The sequence below is a fragment of the Ruegeria sp. YTSA072 genome, from assembly GCF_059610285.1.
The window spans coordinates 15,833-33,625 of record NZ_JBXWNI010000002.1; the positions used below are offsets into that span (position 1 = coordinate 15,833).

Annotated in this window: 15 protein-coding genes; 7 read left to right on the top strand and 8 right to left on the bottom strand. The window is 57.7% G+C overall.

All coding sequences use genetic code 11. The features are described 5' to 3' along the window. Nucleotides 1-26 precede the first annotated feature (26 nt). A complete protein-coding gene (locus AC2FIB_RS04280) occupies nt 27-416 on the bottom strand; it encodes a VOC family protein (protein WP_058274355.1) in 390 nt (129 codons plus the stop codon). Between the two features lie 40 nt (nt 417-456). Here AC2FIB_RS04280 and AC2FIB_RS04285 point away from each other — a divergent pair, with 40 nt between their 5' ends. Continuing rightward, nucleotides 457-993, top strand: a complete 537-nt coding sequence (locus tag AC2FIB_RS04285) for a winged helix-turn-helix transcriptional regulator (RefSeq protein WP_496734189.1) — start codon at nt 457-459, stop codon at nt 991-993. A 20-nt stretch (nt 994-1,013) separates the two neighbouring features. Here AC2FIB_RS04285 and AC2FIB_RS04290 read toward each other — a convergent pair whose 3' ends face one another. After that, nucleotides 1,014-1,268, bottom strand: a complete 255-nt coding sequence (locus AC2FIB_RS04290; RefSeq protein ID WP_496734188.1) for a BolA family protein — start codon at nt 1,266-1,268, stop codon at nt 1,014-1,016. 108 nt (nt 1,269-1,376) lie between these two features. Between AC2FIB_RS04290 and AC2FIB_RS04295 the strand changes: the two genes are divergently transcribed. After that, nucleotides 1,377-2,003 carry a J domain-containing protein gene (locus AC2FIB_RS04295; protein ID WP_058274352.1) on the top strand — a complete coding sequence of 209 codons (627 nt, stop codon included), beginning with the start codon at nt 1,377-1,379 and terminating at the stop codon, nt 2,001-2,003. Between the two features lie 5 nt (nt 2,004-2,008). Here the strand turns inward: AC2FIB_RS04295 and AC2FIB_RS04300 are convergent, their stop codons facing one another. After that, nucleotides 2,009-2,743 (bottom strand): Hint domain-containing protein, encoded by a 735-nt coding sequence (locus AC2FIB_RS04300; RefSeq protein WP_496734186.1) that lies wholly within the window; start codon nt 2,741-2,743, stop codon nt 2,009-2,011. A gap of 493 nt (nt 2,744-3,236) precedes the next feature. On the opposite strand from AC2FIB_RS04300, the gene cobS reads away from it, so the two are divergent. From cobS to AC2FIB_RS04325, 5 genes are all read left to right on the top strand, one after another. Next, on the top strand, nt 3,237-4,223 hold the full coding sequence (gene cobS / locus AC2FIB_RS04305; protein WP_058274350.1) for a cobaltochelatase subunit CobS: 987 nt from the start codon (nt 3,237-3,239) through the stop codon (nt 4,221-4,223). Between the two features lie 180 nt (nt 4,224-4,403). Beyond that, nucleotides 4,404-6,281 carry a cobaltochelatase subunit CobT gene (gene cobT / locus AC2FIB_RS04310; protein ID WP_496734184.1) on the top strand — a complete coding sequence of 626 codons (1,878 nt, stop codon included), beginning with the start codon at nt 4,404-4,406 and terminating at the stop codon, nt 6,279-6,281. A 72-nt stretch (nt 6,282-6,353) separates the two neighbouring features. After that, nucleotides 6,354-8,144, top strand: a complete 1,791-nt coding sequence (locus AC2FIB_RS04315; RefSeq protein WP_496734183.1) for an aminopeptidase P family protein — start codon at nt 6,354-6,356, stop codon at nt 8,142-8,144. Between the two features lie 65 nt (nt 8,145-8,209). Then, complete coding sequence (locus tag AC2FIB_RS04320; protein ID WP_496724420.1) at nt 8,210-8,551, top strand: DUF427 domain-containing protein; 342 nt, start codon at nt 8,210-8,212, stop codon at nt 8,549-8,551. 396 nt (nt 8,552-8,947) lie between these two features. After that, nucleotides 8,948-10,315: a DUF3179 domain-containing protein gene (locus AC2FIB_RS04325; protein ID WP_496734182.1), complete on the top strand. Its 1,368-nt coding sequence runs from the start codon at nt 8,948-8,950 to the stop codon at nt 10,313-10,315. Here AC2FIB_RS04325 and AC2FIB_RS04330 read toward each other — a convergent pair. The 5 genes from AC2FIB_RS04330 to ftsZ all read right to left on the bottom strand — a co-directional run bounded on the left by AC2FIB_RS04330 (nt 10,312) and on the right by ftsZ (nt 17,506). Further along, complete coding sequence (locus AC2FIB_RS04330) at nt 10,312-11,997, bottom strand: chloride channel protein (RefSeq protein ID WP_496734181.1); 1,686 nt, start codon at nt 11,995-11,997, stop codon at nt 10,312-10,314. The two genes, AC2FIB_RS04325 and AC2FIB_RS04330, sit on opposite strands and share 4 nt — an antisense overlap. A gap of 100 nt (nt 11,998-12,097) precedes the next feature. Then, complete coding sequence (gene recN, locus AC2FIB_RS04335) at nt 12,098-13,747, bottom strand: DNA repair protein RecN (RefSeq protein WP_496734179.1); 1,650 nt, start codon at nt 13,745-13,747, stop codon at nt 12,098-12,100. Nucleotides 13,748-13,782: 35 nt separating this feature from the next. Further along, nucleotides 13,783-14,625: an outer membrane protein assembly factor BamD gene (locus AC2FIB_RS04340; protein ID WP_109313100.1), complete on the bottom strand. Its 843-nt coding sequence runs from the start codon at nt 14,623-14,625 to the stop codon at nt 13,783-13,785. A 127-nt stretch (nt 14,626-14,752) separates the two neighbouring features. Next, a complete protein-coding gene (gene lpxC, locus AC2FIB_RS04345) occupies nt 14,753-15,673 on the bottom strand; it encodes a UDP-3-O-acyl-N-acetylglucosamine deacetylase (protein ID WP_496734178.1) in 921 nt (306 codons plus the stop codon). Between the two features lie 213 nt (nt 15,674-15,886). Continuing rightward, nucleotides 15,887-17,506, bottom strand: coding sequence for a cell division protein FtsZ (gene ftsZ / locus AC2FIB_RS04350; RefSeq protein ID WP_496734177.1), 1,620 nt, complete (start codon nt 17,504-17,506; stop codon nt 15,887-15,889). Between the last annotated feature and the right edge of the window lie 287 nt (nt 17,507-17,793).

Genomic DNA, 17,793 nt, shown 5'->3' on the forward strand with positions numbered 1-17,793 from the left:
CCACGTTTTCACAGCCTGCAGCTGAATTACTCGGCAGCGCTTGCCGCTTGGCTAAGATCCTGCGCCAGCATCAGCGCATTGCCGTCCGGGTCGTAGAACGTTGCGGTGCTGACCATGCCCTCGATCGTTTCCGTCGCCCCATCAAACCTGACGCCCGAGGATTCGAGCGCCTGACGCGCCGTCGCAATATCGGACACCCCGAAAACCGGCACCGTATTGCCCGGCGCAGGCTCGGCCTGCTCACCCAGGCCCAAGGTCACACCGTCGGTTTTGGTTTTCATCTCACTCCAACCGGCCTCGTCAATATGGTGGATCAGTTCGAACCCCAGCTTGGCCTGATACCATTCGGCACTGACATGCCTGTCTTGCACGGACATGGCCAGCGTGATCGTGTTTTCCAGTGAAACAAGTGGCATTGAACTATCCTTTTGGCGAAAATTAAAGTAACTATACTTTATGGACATAACGATTCTTGTCAAGCTTACGTCCCGCGCCTGGTCCCTGAACATTCTGGCGTTAATGCATAAAGGCATGCCGGGACGACAGGCACCGCTACTGGCTGCGACAAGCGCCGGCAGAACGGCATTTGCCCAAAGCCTTGACCACCTGATTCAATTGGGTTTTCTGGAACGAAATCCCGGCCATGGTCATCCACTGCGCCCCGAATTTCGATTGACCCGAGCGGGTGTATCTGCGGCCGAAATCGCTAACCGGATTATGAATGTCGTGCCAGATGACGCTGATTTCGCGCTACTCAGACGAAGCTGGTCAGCACCTATTCTGGCGCTGACCGACAGGCCCCAACGATTCTCGACTCTCAAATCCGGGCTGATCACCATTTCCGACCGCGCACTTTCGACGTCGCTTCTGCGCCTGGAAGAGCAAGCGTGGATACGGCGAGACATTGATGCGACGCACCGGCTGCCTTTTCCCACCTATCGCGCGGTGAATCAGGGAATCGCGGTTAACAGGGCCATTTCTCTGGTCGCCTAGGCACCGACCAAAGGGCCTGTTCAGGTATCAATATCCAGCGCCAGCGCATGAATGCGGGGCACGATGTCACCCAGTGCCTTATGTACGGCCCGGTGGCGGGCGACGCGGGATTGACCCTGAAAAGCGCTGGCACGAATACGGACGTTGAAATGGCTTTCGCCGCCCTCTTGAAACCCTGAGTGTCCGCGGTGGCTTTCGCTGTCATCCACGACTTCCAGCTCACGCGGTTCAAAGGCTGCCATCAGGCAGGTTCGGATCTCGTCGGTAACAGTCATTTTTTTGCTCACGGGCGAAAATTTTACCGCCCCCCCTCTTCTACTTTCGGCTGCTTAGACTAAACTGCTGCCTCCGAGTCGAAAAGATGCGTTCTTAAGGATGAGCACATGGTGAAGTCAGACCCCTTCGGATTTGATATGTCCGTATCCACGTCGAAGAAAAAGAACCCGCGCGGGCGTCGCGGAATGTCGGGCGCGTCTGAAACCTCGACGCGTATCTGCGATCACGAAGGTTGCGAAGAACCGGGCAAGTTCCGTGCACCCAAGGCCCCGGATGTACTGGACGACTTTTTCTGGTTCTGCCAGCAGCACGTTCGCGAATACAACAACAAGTGGAACTTCTTTGACGGCACCACCGAGGCCGAGCTGAACGCCCAGCGGTCCAAGGACAAAGTGTGGGAGCGCGAGACCAAGCCGATGGGTGACCCCGAAGCGCGCGCATGGGCCCGTCTGGGAATTGAGGACCCGCATCAGGTACTTGGCGCAAACAGCACCCAAAACAAAGGACGCACGTCAGGTGGTGGCGGTCGTCGCCTGCCCCCCACGGAACGCCGCGCGATCGAAATTCTGGAAGCCAACGACAGCTGGACCAAGGCCGAGGTGCGCAAAGCGTACAAAAAGCTGATCAAGGTATTGCACCCCGACATGAACGGCGGCGACCGTTCTCAGGAAGAGCAGTTGCAAGAGGTTGTCTGGGCGTGGGATCAGATCAAGGACAGCCGGAATTTTAGGTAGTGGGTTCAGTGCGCGAACGTATCGCGTAACGCAGCAGCTTCGGGGCGTTTTAGGCAACGTACGCGCGTTTGCTTCAAGGCGGATGCCGCGTTTCGCAGTTCGGGAAATAGTACACGGAGTTCCTCGGCATCTTCCCGATCGAAGGACATCACCGCCATTTCACCTAAAAACAAACTTTCAGTTGGCAAACCATTCGACAACAGTATCGCGTGGCGACAGCAAGCAATGTGGTAGTATGTAACGGGATCATAAGTATTTACCTGGCGAATTGTTTGATCGTTGACGAGATGAACTGCCGCGGCGAAAACTTTTGGCTCTCCAAACAGCAATTCTGCTCGCCAACCCTCCACGACAATCCTGTGTTGTGGAGAAACGTACAAATCTCGGTCAGGCAGTCCTTTTCCGAATGCACCTTTCTGAATGCAAACCGGACGTAACTGGGGATTTCGCTTCAAAGCTTCTGCCTGCAGGGTCTTTTCTCCAATCCACTCGATGCGTAACAGTTCACCACTGGAAGCACGCACTTTGTCACCAACAGCGAGTTCCTCAACAGCGCGACAGCCACTTTCAGTTTCAATCAATGTCCCTTTCACGAAACACGGCACCGTCCCGGCGGGAAGGGCCACGGTCACGAAGAGGGAGTCGTTATTCCCGTTTCCCGGACCCGTTGACGCGAATATCTCGACTGTCAATTGCGTGTTTGGAGGGATGACAACTCCCGGTGTGAGTTCGACAGTCAATAGGCCCCCGTTCGGAGAAATCGAAACGGAGTACTCAGAGGGGTCCAGTCCACCTGTCCCAGATACGACCACGCTCCAGGAGGCTCCGGATTTGGTTGCGGTGTATTGCTCCATTACGGAGGAAGACCCGCTGGGGATCGAAATGGAGGATGGACCTAAGATTGTTAGCGACATTTGTACCTACACTCTTAAAAACAAAATCGGGAACCGCTTTTGCATAATAATATATGCATATTTAACTCATCACATCTTACTATTGCAATATTAATGCTTCACGGGACTGCGTGGCGGCGTTCTGGACCCAAAATTCGGGCTGTCAAAGATTTGAAAGATTAGCTCGAGACATTGGACGCAACATCGATAAGGCCAGTTTCAAAGAAACATCCGCCTAAGTTCCTACCAGCACGGCTTTCCCTTGCCCTTGCCCGCAATATGTTGCACCACACACGAGTTCAAACCCGGCAACGCGGGGCAAAGGATAAGGACAAGGCGAATGGCTGACGGATCGATCGACGTAAACGCAAAACCCACCGAAGAAATTTCGGTCCGTGACGTGTTCGGTATTGAAACCGACATGGCGATCAAGGGCTTTGCTGACCGCAGTGACCGCGTACCCGCGATCGACCCGACCTACAAGTTTGACCCCGAAACCACACTAGCCATTCTGGCAGGCTTTTCGCACAATCGGCGTGTGATGATCCAAGGCTATCACGGCACAGGCAAATCGACCCATATTGAACAGGTCGCGGCCCGGCTGAACTGGCCCGCCGTCCGTGTGAACCTCGACAGCCACATCAGCCGGATCGACTTGATCGGTAAGGACGCGATCAAGCTGCGTGATGGCAAACAGGTGACCGAGTTCCACGAAGGCATCCTGCCCTGGGCGCTGCGCAACCCCGTTGCCATCGTTTTCGACGAATACGACGCAGGTCGTGCGGACGTGATGTTCGTGATCCAGCGTGTTCTGGAACATGACGGTAAACTGACCTTGCTGGACCAGAACGAGATTATCACGCCGAACCCGAACTTCCGCCTGTTTGCCACCGCGAACACCGTCGGTCTGGGCGACACTACCGGCCTGTATCACGGAACGCAGCAGATCAACCAAGCACAGATGGACCGCTGGTCGCTGGTCTCGACGCTGAACTACCTAAGCCACGATGCCGAGACGATGATCGTTCTGTCCAAGGCGCCGCATTACAACACCGAAAAGGGCCGCAAGACCGTCAGCCAAATGGTCACCGTCGCCGACCTGACCCGGACCGCCTTCATGAACGGTGACCTGTCGACTGTCATGTCGCCCCGGACCGTGATCAACTGGGCGCAAAATGCCGAGATCTTCCGCGACGTCGGCTACGCCTTCCGCCTGTCCTTCCTGAACAAATGTGATGAGCTGGAACGCCAGACCGTGGCCGAGTTCTATCAGCGTTGCTTCGACGAGGAACTGCCGGAAAGCGCGGCGAGTGTGAGCTTGGGGTGATAATCTTCTTTGTCATAGCATCTATCTGGGTTGTTCTTGATTCAGCTCGGCTTTTTGACAAAGTAGATTGGAAAAAGACGGCGCCTTCAGAAATGACGGCGCCGCAGCATGTCCACCTGACACGGCTGCGCTGGGAATGCTTAGTGCTTTTCTCGGCAGCAATGATCTGGAGTACGTTCATTGTCTAAACCAAACGACAACCCCGCCGATCCGTTCAAGAAGGCCTTGGCCGAAGCCACCAAGGTGATGGCCGATGATCCCGAACTATCGGTAAGCTATACTGTCGACCCCTCGGGTCTGTCGGGCGAGTCGATGCGTTTGCCGCAGGTTTCTCGGCGGATGACCCGCGAAGAGGTTTTGCTGGCGCGCGGTACGGCGGATGCTTTGGCGTTGCAGCGCCGGTACCATGACGATGCGACACACAACCGCTATGCGCCTCCGGGCGATATGGCGCGCGATTTGTACGAAGCCATGGAGGTCGCCCGGTGTGAGGCGATGGGCGCGCGGGACATGCCCGGCACCGCCAGCAACATCGATGTAAAGATCGGGCACGAGGCACTGCGCCGCGGTTACGACCAGTGCAAGCAACCCGCAGATGCCCCCTTGTCGGTGGCCGCGGGTTATCTTATCCGCCACTTGGCAACCGGACGCGACCTGCCGCCTGCGGCCGAGAACATCATGAACCTCTGGCGTGGGTTCATCGAAGAGCAGGCTGGCGGCACGCTGGAAAACTTGCAGGACATCCTTTCGGATCAGGCCGAATTCGCCAAGTTTGCCCGTCAGATGATCAAGGATCTGGGGTACGGTGATCAGCTGGGCGAAGACCCGGATGAGCTGGACGAAGATCAGGAAGATCAGGCTGAAGACGACGCCGAAGAACAGCCCGATCCCGACAGCACCGGTCAGGATGATCAGGACGAACAGGACGCCGACGCGACCCCAGAGCAAACTCAGGAAGAGCAGCAGGATCAGTCCCAGGCTCAGGTCTCGATGGACGAGATGGCCGAGGATGAGATGGGCGAAGAGGCCGAGATGCCTGACGGTGAGGCCCCGATGGAGCCGCCGTCCCCGCCCCCTGCATCCGAGGCCGACCCGGACTACAAGGTTTACCTTGGCACCTTCGACGAAGAGATCGCAGCCGAGGATTTGGCCGAGCCTGCTGAATTAGAACGGCTGCGCGCCTATCTGGATCAGCAGCTTGAGCCGCTTAAGGGTGCCGTCAGCCGTCTGGCGAACAAACTGCAGCGCCGATTGCAGGCGCAACAGAACCGTTCTTGGGAATTTGACCGCGAGGAAGGCATTCTGGATGCCGGTCGCCTGGCGCGTGTTGTGGCCAACCCGACCACGCCGCTGAGCTTTAAGGTCGAGAAAGACACCGAGTTCCGCGATACAGTGGTGACGCTGCTGCTGGATAACTCGGGCTCGATGCGCGGTCGCCCGATCTCGATCGCGGCGATCTGTGCCGATGTTCTGGCCCGGACACTGGAACGTTGCAACGTGAAGGTCGAAATCCTTGGCTTTACTACGCGCGCTTGGAAAGGCGGCCAGGCACGTGAGGCATGGCTGAATGACGGTCGCCCGCAACAGCCGGGGCGTCTGAACGATCTGCGCCACATCATTTACAAAGGTGCGGATGCCCCGTGGCGTCGAGCGCGACCCAACTTGGGTTTGATGATGAAAGAAGGCCTGCTGAAAGAGAACATCGATGGCGAAGCATTGGAATGGGCGCACCGCCGGATGCTTGCGCGACGTGAGCAGCGCAAGATCCTGATGGTGATCTCGGACGGTGCGCCGGTTGATGACTCCACACTCAGCGTTAACCCCGCGAATTATCTGGAAAAACACCTGCGCGACGTGATCGGGATGGTCGAAAAACGCAAGATGGTCGAGCTTTTGGCCATTGGTATCGGCCACGATGTGACCCGATACTACGACCGCGCGGTAACAATCACGGATGTCGAACAGCTGGCAGGTGCGATGACTGAACAGCTGGCGGCATTGTTCGACAGCGATCCTCGGGCACGTGCACGCGTGATGGGGATGAAAAGGGCCAGCTGACGCTGGCCCTGCCTCCGGCAGGAGTATTTTCAAAAGATGAAGGGGCAGCCGCCCGTTTGCGAGAGGTGTCACATGTTTCAGTCCTTTGCAGTCACTGCACGTCCGGAACAGGGACCGCCCAGACTGGCCGCTTTGCGATCCCAGATGGCGCAGGATGGGTTGGACGGTTTTCTGATCCCACGCGCAGATGCGCATCAGGGCGAGTATGTGGCCCCACGCGATGAACGGCTGCCATGGCTGACGGGCTTTACCGGTTCGGCCGGCTTCTGTGCGGCATTGTCCGCTATTGCGGGTGTATTCATCGACGGCCGATACCGCACCCAGGTCAAGGCGCAAGTGGCGGAAGAATTCACGCCCGTACCTTGGCCCGAAACCAGCCTTAGCGCCTGGCTCAAGGAACAACTGCCGAGCGGCGGAAAGGTTGGTTTTGATCCCTGGCTGCATGCAGCTGGGCAGATTTCCAGCCTGAAGAAAGAGTTGAACGCGAGCGGCATCGAGCTGGTTCGGTGTGACAATCTGGTGGATCGGGTGTGGCCGGATCAGCCTGAGGCCCCGTCGAATCCGGTCAAGGCACACCCGATTGAGTTTGCCGGGGAAACCGCTACAAGCAAAATCGCGCGGCTGGCGGATGATTTAAAGCAGAACGGGTGTGAGGCGGCGATCATTTCCTTGCCGGATTCCATCATGTGGCTGCTTAACATTCGTGGATCAGATATCGGGTACAACCCGGTAGCGCATGGGTTTGCCATTCTACACGCCGATGGTCGGGTTGATCTGTTCATGGCGGCACAAAAACTGGCGGGGTTGGACGATCATCTTGGCGACCATGTTCAGGTTCACGACCCACAGGTGTTTCTGGAAGCCGTTGCGGGTTTGGTCGGCAAGGTTCAAGTCGACTTGGGGACTTTGCCGCAAGCAGTTGCTGACGTTCTCAGCGACAAGATGATGGATGCAGGGGATCCCTGTGCCTTGCCCAAAGCTCGCAAGAATCCGGCGGAAATCGCTGGAAGTGCCGAAGCGCATCTTCGCGACGCGGTGGCCGTTATTGAGACGTTATGCTGGCTGGACGCAAAGACCCCGGGCACAATGACGGAAACTCAGGTAGTCACGCAGCTTGAGGAAAACCGCCGCCGGGATAACGCGCTACAGGATATCTCGTTCGACACGATTGCGGGCACCGGGCCCAATGGCGCGATCATGCATTACCGGGTGACCGAAGAAACCGACAGCCGGCTGGAGAATGGTCACTTGTTGGTTTTGGATAGCGGAGGTCAGTATCTGGATGGCACAACCGACATCACCCGCACCATTGCAATCGGAGAAGTGGGCGTTGAGGAAAAAGCCTGCTTTACCCGCGTGCTGAAAGGGATGATCGATCTGTCCATGCTGCGCTGGCCCGCCGGGCTGGCCGGACGAGACATTGAATGCATCGCACGCGCCCCCTTGTGGGCAGCGGGGCAGGATTTCAATCACGGGGTCGGCCACGGGGTCGGCGCATACCTGAGCGTCCACGAAGGGCCGCAGCGCTTGTCGAAGGTCAGCCATGTTCCGCTTGAGCCGGGGATGATCCTGTCAAACGAGCCGGGATATTACCGCGAAGGCGCATTCGGCATTCGCATCGAGAACCTTGTTGTGGTTCAAGATGCCCCTTCCTTGCCCACGGCGGACACCGAGCGTGCGATGCTGAACTGGCGGACGCTCACATACGTTCCAATTGACCGGCGGCTGATTGTAGTCGATATGCTTACGACAGAAGAACGCGCGTGGCTTAACGCATACCACCGCGACGTTGCGGAAAAAGTTCGTCCAAGGCTGGGCGACAACGCTCAACTGTGGTTGGATGCCGCAAGTGCGCCGATCTGACACTGGACTGTCACATAAACCGGGCAGAGGAGTGATCCGTACTAAAGACGAGGGAAGAAGCAGAGATGACAGACATAACGATCCGCAAAGCAGCTGGTAAATGGAGCGTTCGTTCCGGGGGCGCCGTTCTCGGAGAGAGCATGAATGCGCTGGAGCTGCTGGAAGGTGATCTGGAGCCGGTGATCTATTTCCCTCGTGCCGATATCGGAATGGCATTTCTGGACCGTACAGAAAAGGTCACGCATTGCCCGCACAAAGGCGATGCAACGCATTTCTCAATCGTCAACAAATCATCGGTGACCGAAAACGCAGCGTGGAGCTATGAGAATCCGGTCGCCGCAATGGCCGAGATCAAGGGTTATGTCGCGTTTTACCGCGTCGATTCCGTTAAGGTCGAACAGATCTAAATCCCTCAGATGGCCTTTCTGACCCGCTCAGTCGAGGCTATGTCGTGACACGGACGCTCCTAGGCCTGTGCCATGGATGCCAGTGACCTTAGTTGGGCTGCTGCCGTTCGTACGCGACCAAGAAATCCCTGGCCGGGCCTCCCTGGCATGGCCAGAATTTCGAACCCATTGCAAAATTTATCGTTTTTGGCATCGTGACAAAAAATATCTGTGAAATTTTTTGGATACGACTAACCGGCAAATTTCACGATAACATGCAAGCATATAGTCTTTGCAGGTAGCTCAACAGCGCGCTCGCAACTGACAAGGCTTGATCACGATCCAATCACGGGGCTGTTGCATGCATTTGAGGCATCAAGCGTGCACAATGCCACCAAACACCGCCCAGAGGATGCCATGTCACTTACCCGTCGCAGTTTCGCAGGATCATTGGGGGCCGCGCTCTTGTTGCCTAGCGCGTTGTCCGCGCAACAAGACCCCGTGCTTGATGCTGTGCGTTCCACCCTGTTTGGAAGCAACGCAGAGTTTGAGCAAGGCATGGCCTTTCTCGTACAACGCGGCAACCCGGATGTGGTGCCTGCTTTGCTGACCGGTATGCGATACGCCAGACGTCGCAGCAGCGACATCGTGAAAGTCATGCAGACCCTGACTGGTGAGAATACCGGTCAAGACTGGTTTGAGTGGATGCTCTGGCAGGAAAAGAACCCGCAAATCGTGCCACACCCCTCGCTCATCCCGTTCAAGCGCGAGGTTCTTTTGGGAATTGATACGAATTTCGATGACTTCCTGAAACCAAAGTATTTGCAGCGCGACAAGATGAAGATCCGGCTTGAAGAGATCGCGTGGGGTGGTGTGAACAAGGACGGTATCCCATCGCTGGACAATCCGGCTCTGATCCCTGCCGCGCGTGCAGATTACCTTAAGGACGAAGACCTGGTCTTTGGCGTTTCGATCAACGGGGACGAACGAGCTTACCCGCTGCGGATCATGGGCTGGCATGAAATGTTCAACGAGGTGATTGGCGGAGTTCCGGTGGCCTTGGCCTACTGTACACTGTGCGGATCCGGAATTCTGTTTGAAACGCAAGTGCCGGGTCGCAGCAAACCGCTGATCTTCGGCTCATCTGGGTTTCTGTACAGATCCAACAAACTGATGTTCGACCGTCAGACGAATTCCCTATGGAACCAATACACCGGCAAGCCAGTCGTTGGCGCGCTTGTCGGCAGCGGTATCGAATTGAAACAACGCCCGGTAGTCATCACCACTTGGCAAAGCTGGAAAACATCGCATCCCAAGACGAAGGTCCTTTCAATGAACACCGGTCACCGGCGGAATTATGGATCGGGTGTCGTGTATCGGGAGTATTTCGCTTCGTCCGAATTGATGTTCCCGGCGCTGGTCGATCAGTCCAGTCACAGACAGAAAGATTATGTTTTCGCCATCCGGCAATTTGGTGCAGCGCGGGCATGGCCGCTGGATGCGTTCGGCAGGAGCCGGGTAATCAATGACGCCATCGCCAACCAGCCGCTGGTGCTTATCGGAAACGACGAGAATCGCGCAGTGCGGGCCTATGAACGCGCATCCCACAAGTTCGCTGCGTCGGGCAGCGATTTGGTGGATGAAACGGGTCAGAAGTGGACCATGACCGAAGAGGCGCTGGTTGGACCAGGAGGCGCGCAATTGCCTCGGGTCGCAGGCCATATTTCGTACTGGTTTGCTTGGGACAACTACCTGGGCGATACCGCAACCGTGTATAATCGCTAAGAGTGCTCTTCAGCCGCCGTGGCGGCCAAGGCACGATTATACGCCTTCAGTGCATCGACGTGGTAAAGCGCTCCGACCGGGTTTTCACTACCGTCCTCTTCGACAATCACCACCGGAATACAGGGGATGTCATCCCTGTCGAAATAGGGCATCGCGGCCTCTAGTGTGGCGCTGGCCTGAACACAAAGCCCCTGTTCGATCAATTCGACCGCCTGTTCTTTCGTGATCGAGCGCGGGTCGCCCAAGGGGCGCATGACTGCCCCGGTTCGCAGCATCGCCAGCAGATAGGCTTGCGGCCCGGCGGCCAGATGCACGTTACGACGTTCCAGCTGGGTCAAGAAGAAGGACCGATCCACAAGACGCGAGGCCAGCGCCGTCGACATCGACACCGAAACCATCACGGCCAGGCCGATCTGCCAGTCCCCGGTCAGTTCAAAGACAATCATCGTGGTCGAAATCGGTGCGCCCAGAACCGCGGCAGCAACGGCCCCCATTCCGGCAAAGGCATAAAGCGTATGGGTGCCCGACACATCCGGCAGCAGCCCGGTTGCGATCAGGCCAAAGGCCAGCCCGGTCAACGCCCCAATCATCAGCGATGGGGAAAACACCCCGCCGCCCATACGCCCGCCCATGGTGATCGCCACGGCAACCGTCTTGATTACGGCAAACAGGATGGCAAAACTCAGGGTCAGGTCACCTGCCAAAGCGCGGATCGTCGTTTCATACCCGACGCCGATGATATGCGGGAACCAGATCGCCAGCAGCCCCAGCATCGCACCTGAAACAGCTGGGCGCAGCCAGCCAGGCAAGGCAAGCCGGTTCTGGATATGGTTGCCGATATCTTCGGCAAAAAAGATCGACCGCATGAGCAGAAGCGAAACCAGGCCGCAGATCAGGCCAAGTAGCAGAAAGGCAGGCAGTTCCACGTAGAATTGCAGGGAACCGGGTGTATCCAGAACAAACTCGGTCACATCGCCATATTCCAGCCGGTTGATTACTGTCCCGGCAACCGAAGCAATCACGATTGGCGCAAATGCATGCACTGCAAAGTGACGCAGCACGACCTCAAGCGCGAACAGCGCACCTGCAATCGGTGAGTTAAAGCTGGCCGAGACGGCGGCGGCGACAGCGCATCCCAACAGGTCGCGCCCGGTGATGCCATCAGCATGGATGCGGTTGCTGACCCAGGTTGAGATCACACCAGCCATGTGCACGACCGGCCCCTCTCGGCCCGTGGACCCGCCTGTGCTGAGCGTGACGAGCGAGGCAAAGAAAGACGCGATACCCGCCTTGCTTTCCACGCGACCATCGGTCACCGCGGCCCCTTCGATGACGTCAGCGACGGATCGCACGCGTCCGTCGTCGGTGAACTTGTTCAGGATCACGCCCACGATTAGCCCGCCGATGATGGGAATGATCAGGATCAGAAACCAAGGCAGCTTTTCCGCATGGCTGTGCAGCAGCAAAATGTCATCCGTATCATAGACATAAGCCTGCAGCGACCGGATGGCCTTGCGAAACCCCAATGCCATGAAACCTGCCGCAATCCCGATCGCCAGCGCGATGAACCAGAACTGAATCTGGCTGGGCCCACGCCGTCGCATCACCCGCCAAGCGTCCTTGATCGCGGCAAAAGCCTGATTGAGCTGGTTGCGCAGAACAGTGCGGGTTGATTGGGTCATTGGCCCTCTGGGATCACGTCTTTCCCCTTAGTAAGCCACGGAGCGCCCTTATAAAAGTGGGATCGCGACGGATTGAACACGCGAAAGCGGCAGAATTGCCTCAGGCCTGCAAAAGGGCTCGGGCGGCAGCACGCGCCTCGTCCGTGATCGTATCACCTGCGACCATACGGGCAATTTCATCCACGCGGTCGGGTTCGGTCAGCGGAACAACGGTAGAAAGGGTCTGCCCGTCGGTGACGTGTTTTTGCACCCGCCAGTGATGCGCCGCGCGGGCCGCCACCTGCGGTGAGTGCGTCACAACCAGCACCTGCCCGCCCTGCGCCAGCGCCGCCAGACGCCGCCCGACCGCATCGGCAGTTGCACCACCAACGCCCCGGTCGATCTCATCAAAAATCATCGTGCGCGCGCTGTCATCCCCGGTCAGGCAGACCTTGAGCGCCAGAAGAAACCGACTGAGTTCGCCGCCCGAGGCGATTTTGTTCAGCGGACCAGAAGGTGCGCCGGGGTTGGTGGCAACTGTGAAAGCTACTGCGTCAATTCCATCGGGACCGGGATCCGCGGCTGTAATTTCGGTTTGGAACACAGCGCGCTCCATCTTCAACGGGGCGAGTTCGGTCATCACGGCGGCATCCAGCTGTCCGGCTGCCTTCTGTCGCGCCGCACTAAGCTTGGCTGCTGCGCCGTCATATGCGGTCTGAGCGGCGTCTACCGCTACCCGCTGATTGGCCAGATCCGCGTCGCCAGCGTCAAGCCGGTTCAAACGATCACGCAAAGTTTCGGCAAAGGTTCCCAGTTCATCAGGTACAACATCATGTTTACGAGCCAGTGCGCGGATGGCGAACAGGCGTTCTTCGGCCAGCTCCAATTCCGCCGGATTGAAATCCAATTTCTGCAGACAAGCATCGACACCGTCCTGCGCCTCACCCAATTCGATCAAGGCGCGCCCCAGGGCCGCGATTGGTGCCTCCAATTGGCCGCCGGCATTGTCCGAGACGCCTTCGAGCCAACGCACAGCGTCCGCCATTGCGCTCTCGGCCCCGTCCCCGCCAAGCAGAGAGAAAGCCCGAGCGACATCATCCCGGATACGCTCAGCCCCTTGCATCATGCGACGGCGGGCGTCGAGCTCGGCGTCCTCACCGGGTTGCGGGTCCAGCTGATCAAGCTCAGATACCGAATGCCTCAGGAACTCCTCTTCCGCGCGCATCGCCGCAAGGGTCGATTCCGTTTGGGCAAGAGCTTTGCGCGCACGTGACATCTCGGACCAGGCCGACCGCACCTTTGCCAATTGGGGTTCTGCGCCGGCGTAATCATCCAGCATTGCCCGGTGACCGCGCGGGTTCAACAAGCCGCGATCATCGTGTTGACCATGCAGTTCGATCAGGGTTTCGGACAATGCGCGCAGCACCTCGCCCGAACAACGGCGATCATTGACCCATGCAGTCTTGCGCCTCTCGGCCGTATTCACCCGCCGCAGGATCAGTTCCTCTCCACCGGGCAGGCCCGCCTCGGCGAGAATTGCATGTGCAGGATGGTCTTCGTTTAATTCGAATTCGGCCACGACTTCACCCTGGGCAGCGCCCTGACGGACCAGTTCAGCCCGACCACGCCAGCCCAGAACAAACCCCAGCGAATCCAGAAGAATCGACTTGCCCGCACCGGTTTCACCGGTCAACGCGTTCAGACCCGGCTGAAACGTCAGTTCCAGCCGGTCGATGATCAACATGTCACGGATATCGAGGGCGCGCAGCATCGGGTCTTAGCGTCCCACCCCATTGGCCATGGCGATTACAACCACTCACCTTTGACGGTCTGACGGTAGATCGTGCTGAGCCAGTTGTTGCCACGGCTCTTGAGATCCAACCCGCGAGACGTCAGCAGCGAATAGCCCGCATCGTACCATTCGGACGATTGATAGTTGTACCCAAGAATGGCCCCTGCCGACTGTGCCTCATCCACAAGACCCAGTGCCAGATAGGCTTCAATCAAGCGGTACAGAGCTTCGGCGGTGTGAGATGTGGTCTGGAAATCCTCAACCACAACACGGAACCGGTTGATGGCTGCGGTATAATGGTCCTGGCGCAGATAATAGCGTCCAATTTCCATCTCTTTGCCAGCCAGATGGTCAAAGGCCAGATCGAATTTCAGCACCGCAGAGGTCGCGTATTCGCTATCCGGGTAGACTTCGATCACGGTGCGCAGCGATTGCAACGCCTGAAAAGTCAGGCCCTGATCGCGCCCGACCTCGTCAATCTGGTCATAATAGCTGAGCGCCAGAAGATATTGGGCATAAGCCGCATCTTCGTCCGTCGGGTAAAAGTCGATGTACCGTTGTGCGGCGCCTCGGCTCTCTTCGTAGTTTTTGTCCGAGTGGTATGAGAACGCCTGCATGATCAGCGCGCGCTTGGCCCAATCGGAATACGGATACAGACGTTCAACTTCTGAAAAATACCACGCCGCATCGTCCGAACGATTCTGCGACAGCTCATATTCGCCGCGCGTGAAAATCTGTTCAGGAGTGAACCCTTCCAGGTTCTGATTGCGGTCTGCGCCTTTTCCAGCGCACGCCGTCAAAACTGCTGTCAGAAGAATCGCGCCTGCGAACCTGACTGCCGCTTTGCTGCCAACCATTCCGCCTATCCTTGTCGTATTACTTGACGGGGTTAAGCCCCGATTTAGGCCAAGGTCTAGCACATAAAATTCCGGTGCAAAACGTCTTATGCGCCCGTTCGCAGAATTGTCGGAAGAGTTGATCCAATCAGGCGACTTCGGGGATTTCATCCCGGACCAGCCCCTGCCCTGGAAGGCGGGCTGCCTGTTCAGGCGTGCACAGGATCGGACGGACCGCACCCGGTGTTTCGAACAGCTTGCGCAGCAGAGTATTGGTCATTGCATGGCCGGATTTGTCACCGGTAAAGTGACCGAAGATCGGACCGCCTGCCAAATACAGGTCACCAAGGGCATCCAGCATCTTGTGACGCACGGCCTCGTCCGAGCGGCGGAAACCGCCCGGGGTAAGGACTTCGTCACCCTGAACAACGACGGCATTTTCCAGAGTACCGCCCAATGCCAGCCCGTTTTCGCGCATCGCCTCAACATCAGTACGACGGCAGAACGTCCGGCAGTCACACAGCTCACGTGCGAACGAGCCGTTGCGCATATCCAGTGTCTTGGTCTGGCTGCCGATGGCACCGTCTTCGAAGTCGATATGGAAATCGATGATCAGACCATTTGCAGGCGCAATTGATGCGCTGGCACCTTCGCGCACAGCGGTCACCGGCTTAAGAACCTCATAGGCCAGAACTGGGCTGGCTTGGCGACGCACGCCCTTCGCCATAATGCCGCGAACGAAATCAATCGAAGACCCATCCATGATCGGAACTTCGGGACCATCAATCTCGATCAGCGCGTTATGTATTCCGCAACCAGCCAGCGCGGCCATGATGTGCTCGACCGTGGACACAGACACACTCGCGTCGTTGATCAGGCGGGTGCACAGCGGGGTGCGCTCGACCACGTCATAGATCGCAGGGACAAGGGCATTGCCCAGCTCAATGTCCGTCCGTTTAAACCAGATGCCGTGACCGGCAGCCGCCGGTTTCAGGACCATCGTCGCAGGCTTACCGCTATGCAGTCCGACGCCTGTAAACGTGACCGGAGATTTGAGCGTATGTTGCAAGGTGAACCTCGAAGAGTAGTGTCCGGCCTCGTTTGGCCGTGTTGGACACTCAGTTAAGGAAGGCGGCGTCAAGGCTCAACTCACTCTTTGCAACCGAATGAAACATGTATGTGACAGATCGGCAAATCCCTGCTTACACTTCCTTAAATATCTGTAAAACAAAAGGAAAGGGCCGCCATTTGGCGACCCTCTGCATTCATTTTGTTACCGCGATCAGTTGGCTTGGCGCCGCAAAAAGGCTGGAATTTCAATCCGGTCCTGTTCGGGGTCGACCTCATCCCTTGCAGGGGCCGTAGCGTCAGATTGGCGCATAACGGGCTGCTGACGTGGTGGTTGCGCCGGAGTATCTGCCGCGTGACCGGTCATCCGATCGATCAATCGGTTAAAGCCAAACCGGGGACGATCATGCGCTTCTTCCTGCGCTACAGGGGTCGGCTGCAGGGTTGCAGGGCGAGCCATCGAAGGGCTCCGCTCGGACGGCGGAACGTTCTGGACTGCGGCCTGCAAGCGCTGCAGTGCTTCGGGCGACGGAGTTCCCGCTGCCGGTTGAGACTGCGGCGCGACATAGTTTTCGGACGCAGGCTCAACCGGTTCGGGGGTCGGCTCGAATTCGGCAACACGCGGCTGATAGGCCGGCGGAGGCAGACCATCATCATCCTGCCGGGCACGCGACTGGAACTGCGGCTGTGCAGGCTCTTCCGGCGCTTCAAACAGCGAGGGTTCGCGGATCATATCTTGCTGCGGCGCTTGCTCAGCGACTTCCGCAGCAACCGGGACCTCTTCCTGCACCGACTCTTCTGCCGAAACGGTGCGGGTCAGCGGTGCCGACATTGAACGGCGCGCGACGGGGACATCTTCCTGCTTTTCACTGGCATCGATACCGGTCGCGACAACCGATACGCGCATGCCGCCTTCCATCACGGTATCCAGTGTCGAACCAACGATGATGTTCGCCTCGGGATCCACTTCTTCGCGGATGCGGTTGGCGGCTTCGTCCAGTTCGAACAGGGTCAGGTCGTGCGAGCCGGTGATGTTGATCAGAACGCCCTTGGCACCCTTGAGGCTGATTTCGTCCAGCAGCGGGTTGGCGATCGCCTTCTCGGCGGCCTGAACCGCGCGATCTTCGCCGGTGGCCTCGCCTGTTCCCATCATCGCTTTGCCCATCTCGTCCATCACGGCGCGAACATCTGCAAAGTCGAGGTTGATCAGGCCCGGACGGACCATCAGATCGGTCACGCCTTTGACGCCCTGATAGAGCACATCGTCGGCCATCGAGAACGCCTCGGTGAACGTGGTCTTTTCGTTGGCCAGGCGGAACAGGTTCTGGTTCGGGATGATAATCAGAGTGTCGACGACCTTTTGCAGCATCTCAACGCCGTCTTCGGCCTGACGCATCCGCTTGGCGCCTTCAAACTGGAAGGGCTTGGTCACAACACCAACAGTCAGAACGCCCAATTCCCGCGCGGCCTGCGCGATGATCGGAGCGGCGCCTGTGCCAGTACCGCCACCCATGCCGGCGGTGATAAAGCACATATGCGCGCCGGCCAGGTGATCAACGATCTGTTCAATGCTTTCTTCGGCTGCTGCCGCACCCACGGTCGGACGGGCCCCTGCCCCCAGACCTTCGGTGACTTTCACGCCCAGTTGAACCCGTGCCGAGGACTGGCTTTGTTGCAGTGCCTGCGCATCGGTGTTGGCGACCACAAAATCGACGCCGTCCAGCTGTTTCTCAATCATGTTGTTGACAGCGTTGCCGCCTGCACCACCAACGCCAAATACTGTGATCCGAGGCTTCAGTTCGTCGTGCCCGGGCATCGAAAGATTCAATGTCATGCTCTGTCCGCCTGTTTTTTTGTTCCCGCCAAAGCGGTGTTTTTCTTACCTATCCACTAACAATCCTACTGTTTGAAACGGCAAACGTCACGCCAAAAATCACGCAATTCCACAAAATATGGAGGAATTAAGGCGCTGACCGGCAGTATTTCGCAAATACCGCCAGATGTTGCGTAAAGAACTCAATGTAGCACAAAACAGGCGATTTACGCGCGGCACTCAACCGACGCATCACCAAAGGGACTCATAAACTGTCAAACTGCGGAAAACTGCTCAGGTCCTGCCGC